Below are 2,968 nucleotides of genomic sequence, written 5' to 3'. Positions count from 1 at the left end.
CTCGCGCGGCGGCGTCCGGGCCATGCACCCCGACCGCGCCGTCCGCGCCCTGCACCGGGCGCTGGACCGGGACGAGACCCACGTCGTCGTCGCCGACGCCGACTGGGACCGGATCGCCGCCACCGCCGGCCCCCGACCCGACCCGCTGATCCGCGACCTGCTGACCGCGCCCGCCGTCGCCGGGACCGACCGGGCCACCGCGCTGCGTGGACGGCTCGCCACGCTCACCCCCGTCGAGCGGCGGGACGCGCTCGGCGAACTGGTCCGCGCCGAGATCGCCGCGGTGCTCGGCCACGCCGACGCCGACGCGGTGCCGCCTCGGCGCGCGTTCCGCGACCTCGGCTTCACCTCGCTGAGCGCCGTCGAACTGCGCAACCGGCTCGCCGCCGCCACCGGCCTCACCCTGCCGGCCACGCTCGCCTTCGACCATCCCAACCCCGAGGCCCTGGCCGCCCACCTCGGCACCGAACTGTCCGGCGGGTCGACCGCTACCACCGACGCGCCGGTACGTCCCGTCGACGACGACCCGATCGCCGTCGTCGGTGTGGCGTGCCGCTTCCCCGGCGGGGCGGACTCCCCGGATGCGTTCTGGCGACTGCTCGCCGACGGCGTCGACACCATGTCCGACCTGCCGACCGACAGGCACTGGGACCTGACGACGCTGCCGCCCGACGTGACACGCGGTGCCTTCCTGGCCGACGCCGCCGCGTTCGACGCCCACTTCTTCGGCATCTCGCCCCGCGAGGCGATCGCCATGGACCCGCAGCAGCGGCTGCTGCTGGAGACGGCCTGGGCGGCGATCGAGGACGCCCGGATCGACCCGGCCGGCCTGGCCGGCCAGCGGGTCGGTGTCTTCGCCGGCACGAACGGGCAGGACTTCGACCACCTCATCCGGTACGGGGGCGAACACCTCGCCGGATACGGCGCCACCGGTGCCTCCGCCAGCGTGCTGTCCGGCCGCGTGTCGTACGCGTTCGGCTTCGAAGGCCCGGCGGTCACCGTCGACACCGCCTGCTCCTCGTCGCTCGTCGCGCTGCACCTCGCCGCCCAGTCGCTGCGCGCCGGGGAATGCGACCTGGCCCTCGCCGGCGGCGTGACCGTGATGGCGACCCCCGGCGCGTTCGTCGAGTTCTCCCGGCAGGGTGGCCTCGCCGCCGACGGGCGCTGCCGGTCGTTCGCCGAGGGTGCGGACGGCACCGGCTGGGGTGAGGGCGTCGGCGTGCTGCTGGTGCAGCGACTCTCCGACGCCCGCCGCGACGGCCGGCGGATCCTCGCCGTGGTACGCGGCTCGGCGGTCAACCAGGACGGGGCGTCTAACGGGCTGACCGCGCCGAACGGGCCGGCGCAGCAGCGCGTCATCCGCGCGGCGCTGGGCAACGCCGGGATGTCCCCGTCCGAGGTGGACGTGGTGGAGGCGCACGGCACCGGCACCAGGTTGGGTGATCCGATCGAGGCGCAGGCGGTGCTGGCCACGTACGGGCAGGACCGGGACACGCCGCTGCTGCTCGGCTCGGTGAAGTCGAACATCGGCCACACCCAGGCCGCCGCCGGTGTCGCCGGACTGATCAAGATGGTCCTCGCGATGCGGCACGGGGTGGTGCCGCCGACGCTGCACGTGGACGCGCCGTCGTCGAAGGTGGACTGGTCGGCCGGTGCGGTGGAGCTGGTCACGTCGGCGCGGCCGTGGCCGGCGGTGGACCGTCCTCGGCGGGCGGCGGTGTCGTCGTTCGGCATCTCCGGCACCAACGCCCACGTGATCCTGGAAGCGCCCGAGCCGACCGTGCCCCGGCCGACGCCGACTGAGGCGGATGCGTTCCCCGTCACGCCATGGCTGCTCTCGGCCCGGACGGCCCCCGCCCTCGCGGACCAGGCCGCCCGGCTGGCCGACCACCTCCGGGTGAACGCCGACCTCCCGCCGGCCGAGGTCGGCTGGTCCCTGCTCGCCACCCGCACCGCGATGGAACACCGCGCCGCCGTGCTCGGCGCGGACCGGGACGCGCTGCTGGCCGGCCTGTCGGCGCTGGCCGAGGGTGCGACGGCTGCCGGTCTGGTGACCGGCGAGGTCATGTCGGGTCGGCGGGCGGTGGTGTTCACCGGTCAGGGTTCGCAGCGTGCCGGCATGGGCCGGGAGCTGTACGCGGCGTTTCCGGTGTTCGCGGACGCGTTCGATCGGGTGTGCGCGGCGTTCGAGGGTCGCCTGGATCGCCCGTTGCGGGAGGTGGTGTTCGACGGCGGGGACCTGTTGGACCGGACGGTCTACGCGCAGGCGGGGTTGTTCGCGGTCGAGGTGGCGTTGTGGGAGTTGTTGTCGTCGTGGGGTGTGCGGGTCGACTATCTCGCGGGGCATTCGATCGGTGAGGTGACCGCCGCGCATGTGGCGGGGGTGTTGTCGCTGGACGACGCCGTGGCGTTGGTGGCGGCGCGGGGTGCGTTGATGCAGGCGTTGCCGGCCGGTGGCGGGATGCTGGCGGTGGGTGCGTCGGAGGAGCAGGTTCGCGCGCTTCTACGGTCCGGTGACGCCACGGTGCAGGCGGGCGGCCCTCCGCGGGGAACCAAGGGTGCCGGCGCGCAGCCGGTCGTGGGCGGCACGGGTGGCGGCGTGGACGTGGCGGCGGTGAACGGCCCGGCGTCCGTGGTCCTGTCCGGCGCGGTCGGTGACCTGGACCGGGTCGCGGGGGAGTGCGTCGCGCGGGGTTGGCGGGTGAAGCGCTTGGCGGTGAGTCACGCGTTCCACTCGCGTCTGATGGAACCGATGCTGAATGAGTTCCGAGCCGCGATCGCCGGCCTGGACTGGCGCGCCCCGACGCTGCCGATCGTGTCCAACCTGTCCGGCCGCTTGGCGGACCCGGTGGAGATCGCGGGCCCGGAGTACTGGGTGCGGCACGTGCGGGAGGCGGTGCGTTTCGCCGACGGGGTGGCCACGCTGCACGACCTGGGTGTCGGCACGTTCCTGGAGGTCGGGCCCGAT

At 74.7% G+C, this 2,968-nt stretch carries 1 protein-coding gene; it reads left to right on the top strand.

Features of this window, described 5'->3' with window-relative positions:
- A partial coding sequence (locus tag HUW36_RS29650; protein ID WP_174531122.1) for a type I polyketide synthase occupies positions 1-2,968 on the top strand: 2,968 nt, incomplete at both ends.

The sequence above is a fragment of the Micromonospora maritima genome (genome assembly GCF_902825405.1).
In the GTDB taxonomy this organism is placed as follows: Bacteria; Actinomycetota; Actinomycetes; order Mycobacteriales; family Micromonosporaceae; genus Micromonospora; species Micromonospora maritima.
This window is presented reverse-complemented; position numbering and strand designations above follow the sequence as displayed.